Genomic DNA, 6,999 nt, shown 5'->3' with positions numbered 1-6,999 from the left:
CGCTAAAAAAGTGGTTCTTTTTCTTTTGGTTGGAGTGGCAGCTCAATTAGATTCTACATTTGGTAGCAATAGTGCTATCCGTGAAGCAACAATCTTTTTCTTTATTGGAAACGAGCTATTATCACTTTTAGAAAATGCTGGACGAATGGGGATTCCCCTTCCACAAGCATTAACAAATGCAGTTGAAATTTTAAGTAATAAGAGCAATAAGACAAGCTCTGAATATGATAATAAAAAAGGAGATGTTGAGTAATGGGACACATTGTAGATATTTCAAAATGGAATGGTGACATTAACTGGCCTATAGCAAAGCAATACATTGATTTCATCATCGCTCGTGTACAAGATGGTTCAAATTATGTAGATCCATTGTATAAAGGATATGTACAAGCCATGAAGCAACATGGTATTCCTTTTGGTAACTATGCATTCTGTCGTTTCGTTTCTGAAAATGATGCAAGAATAGAAGCGCGTGACTTCTGGAACCGTGGAGATAAGAGCGCGACAGTATGGGTTGCGGATGTTGAAGTGAAAACAATGAATGATATGAGAGCGGGCACACAAGCATTTATTGATGAACTACGCCGATTAGGTGCTCAGAAAGTTGGTTTATACGTTGGTCATCATATGTATGCTCCGTTTGGTATGGCAAATGTAAAATCTGACTTTGTTTGGATTCCTCGTTATGGCGGTAACAAACCTGCATATGAGTGCGATATTTGGCAATACACAGAGACAGGGCACGTGCCTGGTATTGGTAAATGCGATTTAAATAAATTAATCGGAAATAAATCGCTGGCTTGGTTTACAAATCAAACTGTTGAAAAACAAGAAGGAGTGGGGATTAAAGTGGATAAATTTAATAAAGTCGTATCGTATGAATTTGGTACAGCATTAGTGCCGGAAATGTTAGGGATGATGGATGCTCTTGGTTATGAATCTCGTATCATCTCTTATGGAGATAAACAAGGGTTAGTTAGATTTGAAACAGCATACCGCCAAGGGAATGAACTAGATCGAGCAACAGCGTGGTTAGATGCTAAAGGTATTGATTACGTCTATACACAAGAATAGTTTGATTAACAAAAATAAGAGCCGTCCTGTTGGGCGGCTTCTTTTTTATGGCTTTTTATTGTCCTAAGCCATTATTACCTCTTTTTTTTGAGATGTTTCGAATTGAAAACGATGTTTAATAGTTGAATTGATTTGTTTTGTTCTATCCAAAAATGACTTTTACTATAGTTAATTAGTTCTAATGGTCTTGTTGTTGGACGAATTTTCGCTGCGGGAGTGAGAGGTGTACCAAGATACTCTTTAAAAAACATGGAATCATCTAAGTATTTAATGGGACAGTTCCTATGGGATCCTATTTGACTTTGATTCGGTAGTCTAAATCTAGTTACAATATCATTTTTGTCTAGCCATTGTAATGTGTTACTAAGGATAGTTATAGCTACAGGCTCAATGTAATCTAAATTTGTAAAATCAAGAGTAATTTCTTGTTCTACTGGTTGTCCATCTGAGATTACTCGACCTAAAAAATTATACATGGTGTTTCGGGTAAAACGGAATGGTAATTCAATATTCAATTTTAAAAGCCCCCGTACTTGATTAATATTTGCTAAAAATACAAAAAAACCTGTAACTTTTTGTATTTTTTCTAAAGTAGTTCCAGTTTGTAATATTATAATACCAAAAGAAATAGGAGATTTTTGTCGAATATTGTCAGATGCACACAAAGTAATTAATTTATATTAAAAATAATCAGATTTAATTTGATTCAAACCGAAAATTAAATAATGGTATGAGATATCCTATACTTAAAAAGATATTTTGGGAAACAAAAGAATTAATAATAAAAAAGCCCTCCGAAGAGAGCGTTAATAGTAAGTATCTTTATTATTCAACTTTTAATTTGATTTCTTTACCAGTCATTCCACCACGTGCTTTTAAAACCAAACCTTTTGCATCTTTAGGTACATCAAAAACTATTTTTCCTGTTTGTGTTAAACCAGGATTAAGTTGTTTCAAGAAGAAGTCAGATTTCCCGCCGTTAGCAACATCAAATGATGTTTGAGCTTGAGTTGAGTATTTGAACTCACGATCTTGATCATCTACTAATTTAAAACTATTAGCATCGATAGTGATAGCATCTTTTTGATTATTAGTGATAGATAGTTCTACAACTTTAAATATACCTTGTGCTTTTTCATTTACATATTGATTACCTACAGACTCTAGTGTTTCAACGGAACCAACTGAAATTTTAACGTTAGAAGATTCTCCTTCTTTGGACAGTTCTTTAGGTTTGTCATTTTTACTATTATTTTTCTTAACTTCTTGTTTAGATTCGTTAGAAGTAGCTTTTGATTCTTCTTTGTCCCCACTACCTCCAGCAGCGGCTGCTATTATAATCACAACGATTACCCAGAACCACCACTTCTTATAAAATGCTTTTTTCTTTTTTTCCATACTGTTATACCTCCATAATATTATTACGTCATCCAGTATAACAAATAAGCGAATATATTATAAGAAGAATTTGTGAATATATAGAAGGAGCCTACCAATACAGCAGACTCTATTCATTATCTATCAAGATCTGGTATATACGTATGCTTCTTTTGAATGAAGATTTCATGAACCAATTTAACGCACCACTCCACAATCTCTTCATCATCGTAAAGGTTGTAGCCAACCTTCGCATTTTGAAAATCTTTTATTTCTTTTACCATTTCTTCTTTGGGTTTCATTGTGTATCCCTCATTCTTTCACACTATATTTTCCGCCCACAATCTGCCCACAATCTGCCCACAATCTGCCCACAAAAATATGAAAAGCAATGATTCTTAATGGAATTTAGATTTCGATAAAAACCCTGTAAATTAACTTTTTCTGTACCATATAAAACAATAAGAAAGATTAAGATATGTTCCGTACGCAAGTCCACCAATGGGAACGCGATCAATATATGACTCTTTACTAAGAGGGAGAAGCCTTGATACTACGGTATCGGGGCTTTTTTTGTTGTGGGCAATTAATTATAACGATATTCCATTTTTTAAAATGCCCACAAAAAAACTAAAAAAAATTATTCAAGGACATTTTGCATATGCTCCTCGAATTTGTTCATCGCTTCTTGGTCTAACTTTTTACTTATGTGTGAATAAACATCAGATGTAATTTGCACGCTACCATGACCAAGACGTTCTTGTAAATACTTTATACTCACACCAGCTTCAAGTTGTAATCAAGCGATAAACCACCTTATCGTATTCGAAAATTAACATTGAGAGAATATTGGAGACTACAGGGATTTCCTGATCGGGCGAGAGAAGTTAATTCAGACTCACCATTGTATAAGCAAGCCGGAAATTCTGTCACAGGTAATGTAATTCATGCAATTGCTGAGAATTTAGTATAAAAATTTCATTTTGTTGAAAAGAGGAATGGATAAATTGGACTTTAAATTCGTTGTAGCAGTTAAAGGGTTTGCAGTGTATGGAAATCCGAAAGACATACACAATTATTTATTAAACGAATTAAATATTGACCCTACACTTTTATATGAACATCAATGGATTAGTGGGTCCAATGAACAACAGGCTAGAGAGAAATTTAAAGAATTAAAGTTTGTTGTAGCTCAAAACAAATAAAAGAGCAGCTAGTAAAAGCTAACTGCTCGTATTGGAGGCCAACCCGAATGAGCTATGGCATACAGCTCATCAACAGTATTGACGGAATATTGAGTTTTATTCGGGGGGTGACTAATTATGTAGGTTATATGATTAGCCCTATTAACATCCAGGCTGCCCCAATCAGGAGTAAAGATTCGAATGTAATCCAAAATTTATTTTTTTCTGGTTTTTGAAGTTCTTTAATTACAGAGAACACGGCACTTATTCCTACAAGAGTGAACAGAATAATTCGGATTGTATCAGTCATTTGTATCACCACCTAATATTTTAATAATTTAATTACATATCAATTACCATTTTGTAGAAACCTAATAAAATAATCCTTTTGTAAAGTGGAAGGTAATACATTAACAAGTATTGGAAATATATCTGTGATAATTTAACAAATTTAAAAATCGAAGTAGCAGGTAGTGCATCAGATGACTTATGGAACAGCTCCATAAAAATCTAAATTATTTTATGGACCATGATATATCATCAATGACTTTATAAATATAACTGTACATACGGTAAAAGAGATATTTTGGATTGTATTTTTGTTTCCATCTCATAAAAAACACCTCCCATACAAATAGTTTAATTATATTATACAATTATTAATTTGAATGTTAAGAAAACTTGATGTGAATTAAGGTGAATTTAAACAAAATAGTTATTTGCGCGACACGTTTCCTTATAAGTATGTAAACACGAAATGGGAGGGTTATCAATTTGATAACAACAACTGATTGACTGAAAGTAGGAATGAAAGCCTTCATGTTGAGCTGAAACTACTTATCTGATACTCCTACATGCAAGGCGTAATAGTAGTCACAAATTGTATGAAGCTAGGTGAAGTCGGCTGAACAAAACCTAAGTGAGAAATCATATGGTAATGGATAGGCCGGGATGCTACAAACTATCTATGATGAGAATGTCCAATCGGACTGACGAACTTGCGAATATACGGGTCTAAACTATTAATACATTAGAAATGTGTATGTCGTTAATGACGACGTTATTTACCGAAAAGTAAGAGTAGATAATATGAAATTCGGAACATCTAACGATGAGGATGTAAAGATAACAGGCTTACAGCAAGCACCTAAGGATATATGTATAGCTAGGTTAATCGGAACGTGGTAAGCAAGAAGCTGTCATCAACGCCTACTAGCGGACAGATGCATATAAGGTTCCAACGAACCGAAATTGCTTCATTCTTGTGAAGGTGGGGATACAGTACCGATGAAGCATGTAACGAATGTGGAGGGATAGTCCCTAGTCTTGTTCTTTGAAAACTAAATTAACTAGATGTAACTCACAGGATCGAGTAAGATGATGGGACTTTTCGTAAGAAAGGGGAAATAATACATCGGTGAGTACAACATTACGACATGCAGAATATTACGATATGCAAAAAGTGTTTGATGATTTATATGAACGTAGTGAAAATAATGCTACTAAAGGTGTAAATCTATATAAACACATCATATCAAAAGAAAATATTCTACTGGCATATAGAAACATAAAAGCTAACACTGGTTCTAAAACCGAAGGAACAGATGGTATTACAATTGACCATTATAAAATGAAAGATGTAGATTCTTTTGTTAATAATATAAGAAAAACTCTTGTAGATTACAAACCTAATACGGTACGTAGGGTAGAAATCCCTAAACCAAATGGAAAGAAACGCCCATTAGGGATACCTACTATGAGAGATAGATTGATACAACAAATGTTCAAACAGGTTCTAGAGCCAATATGTGAAGCCAAGTTTTACAAACACTCATACGGATTCAGACCTAATAGGTCAACACATCATGCAATGGCTAGATGTCAATTCTTGATGAATCGAGGAGGATATAGTCACGTAGTAGATATTGATATACAAGGCTTCTTTGATAATGTAAACCATTCTAAACTACTGAAACAACTATATAACATAGGTATAACTGATAGAAGAGTGCTAACAATCATCTCGAAAATGCTAAAAGCACCAATTAAAGGAATAGGCATCCCTACAAAAGGGACTCCGCAAGGAGGAATCCTAAGTCCGTTACTTAGCAATGTTGTATTAAATGATTTGGATCGGTGGATATCTAGTCAGTGGGACACTATCAAAACAAGAAAACCACATACAGTCCAAACTAAAAACTATCGTTTAGCAAAAGCAAAACTAAAGAGAATGTATATAGTTAGGTATGCAGATGATTTTAAAATATTCACAAACAACCATCAATCTGCAACAAAAATATTCCATGCAGTAGAAGGTTACCTTAAAAATCAATTACACCTTAATATATCTAATGAAAAATCAACTATAACTAACCTAAAAAGAAAATCTTCGGATTTTCTAGGATTCTCCATCAAATCGGTCAAAAAGAGCAAAAAGTACGTAGCTAACACACACGTGAGTGAGAAAAAGATAAAGGATATTCTTGATAAAGCAAGGATTCTGATTAAAGCAATTCAAAAGAGTCCATCAGGAAAAACAGTACAGGACTATAATTCCTATGTGCTTGGCATAAAAAATTATTACAAAATCGCAACACATGTAACCATAGACTTTACTGAAATAGCCTTTCGTCTCTCGAAAACCTTGTTTAATCGTCTTAAATCAATAGGGAAATATAAAATTCCTACCAATGCAAACGCATTATACAAAAGAATTCACAGGAACAATTATAGAACCTTTGAAATAGCAGGAAATCATATATATCCACTAGCGGATATACAAACACGATTCCCTCAAAACTTCAGTCAAGACGTATGCAACTACACTAGAAAAGGAAGACAAAAACTCATTAAAAGCCTAAAGGGTAGCATTGCCAATGAAATGCAAAAAATGTTGCTATCCTCCAATAGGCAGAGCATGGAGTACGCAGATAACAGAATATCGAGATATTCCATGCAAAATGGCAAATGCGCGGTCACAGGAATTTTCTTAATAGCTGAAGATGCGCACTGTCACCATAAAATACCGAAAGGTATGGGAGGAACTGATGAGTTTAACAATCTAATTATTGTACATGAATTTGTCCATAGACTGATACACGCCACAAATGAAGAGACGATTAAAACATATATGAGACTACTCCAATTGAGCGAGAATCAATTGAAGAAAATAAACAAGCTTCGTAAAGTTTGTAATCTAGTTACTTTAGTATAAAAGAATAAGATGGGGCGCTGTATGCGATGAAAGTCGCACGTACAGTGCTAAGCGGGGGAAAAGATGGAGATAACTTCAAAGTCTTACCTATCGCAACGTGCGACACGTTTCCTTATAAGTGTGTAATCATGAAATAGGAGGGTTATCAAC

General features: G+C 34.1%; 9 protein-coding genes and 1 pseudogene. 5 read left to right on the top strand and 5 right to left on the bottom strand.

All coding sequences use genetic code 11. The features are described from left to right. Together MR058_RS08145 and MR058_RS08140 are read left to right on the top strand one after the other, a co-directional pair. Window positions 1-253, top strand: a 253-nt coding sequence (locus MR058_RS08145) for a phage holin family protein (RefSeq protein ID WP_242143488.1), incomplete at its 5' end; no start/stop codon positions are given. Beyond that, window positions 253-1,074 (top strand): GH25 family lysozyme, encoded by an 822-nt coding sequence (locus tag MR058_RS08140; RefSeq protein WP_012095390.1) that lies wholly within the window; start codon window positions 253-255, stop codon window positions 1,072-1,074. The genes MR058_RS08145 and MR058_RS08140, both read left to right, overlap by 1 nt. A gap of 74 nt (window positions 1,075-1,148) precedes the next feature. On the opposite strand, the gene MR058_RS08135 is transcribed toward MR058_RS08140, so the two are convergent. The 4 genes and pseudogenes from MR058_RS08135 to MR058_RS08120 all read right to left on the bottom strand — a co-directional run. Further along, window positions 1,149-1,739, bottom strand: a complete 591-nt coding sequence (locus MR058_RS08135) for a hypothetical protein (RefSeq protein ID WP_242143487.1) — start codon at window positions 1,737-1,739, stop codon at window positions 1,149-1,151. Between the two features lie 160 nt (window positions 1,740-1,899). Then, a complete protein-coding gene (locus MR058_RS08130; RefSeq protein WP_012095388.1) occupies window positions 1,900-2,472 on the bottom strand; it encodes a DUF4352 domain-containing protein in 573 nt (190 codons plus the stop codon). A 116-nt stretch (window positions 2,473-2,588) separates the two neighbouring features. Continuing rightward, entirely contained in the window at window positions 2,589-2,753 is a 165-nt protein-coding gene (locus MR058_RS08125; RefSeq protein ID WP_204116121.1) for a hypothetical protein, read from the bottom strand. Between the two features lie 338 nt (window positions 2,754-3,091). Next, window positions 3,092-3,250 (bottom strand): annotated as a pseudogene (locus tag MR058_RS08120) (site-specific integrase); the annotation flags it as partial. 24 nt (window positions 3,251-3,274) lie between these two features. On the opposite strand from MR058_RS08120, the gene MR058_RS08115 reads away from it, so the two are divergent. Both MR058_RS08115 and MR058_RS08110 read left to right on the top strand, forming a co-directional pair. Next, a complete protein-coding gene (locus MR058_RS08115) occupies window positions 3,275-3,424 on the top strand; it encodes a DNA cytosine methyltransferase (protein ID WP_396021434.1) in 150 nt (49 codons plus the stop codon). Between the two features lie 25 nt (window positions 3,425-3,449). Beyond that, complete coding sequence (locus tag MR058_RS08110; RefSeq protein ID WP_242143485.1) at window positions 3,450-3,656, top strand: hypothetical protein; 207 nt, start codon at window positions 3,450-3,452, stop codon at window positions 3,654-3,656. Window positions 3,657-3,780: 124 nt separating this feature from the next. On the opposite strand, the gene MR058_RS08105 is transcribed toward MR058_RS08110, so the two are convergent. Next, a complete protein-coding gene (locus tag MR058_RS08105) occupies window positions 3,781-3,945 on the bottom strand; it encodes a hypothetical protein (RefSeq protein ID WP_242143484.1) in 165 nt (54 codons plus the stop codon). A 1,107-nt stretch (window positions 3,946-5,052) separates the two neighbouring features. Here MR058_RS08105 and ltrA point away from each other — a divergent pair. Continuing rightward, window positions 5,053-6,849: a group II intron reverse transcriptase/maturase gene (gene ltrA, locus MR058_RS08100; protein WP_242143483.1), complete on the top strand. Its 1,797-nt coding sequence runs from the start codon at window positions 5,053-5,055 to the stop codon at window positions 6,847-6,849. Window positions 6,850-6,999 lie beyond the last annotated feature (150 nt).

The sequence above is a fragment of the Bacillus cereus group sp. BfR-BA-01430 genome (assembly GCF_022663115.1).
Classification (GTDB): domain Bacteria; phylum Bacillota; class Bacilli; order Bacillales; family Bacillaceae_G; genus Bacillus_A; species Bacillus_A cereus_BD.
This window is presented reverse-complemented; position numbering and strand designations above follow the sequence as displayed.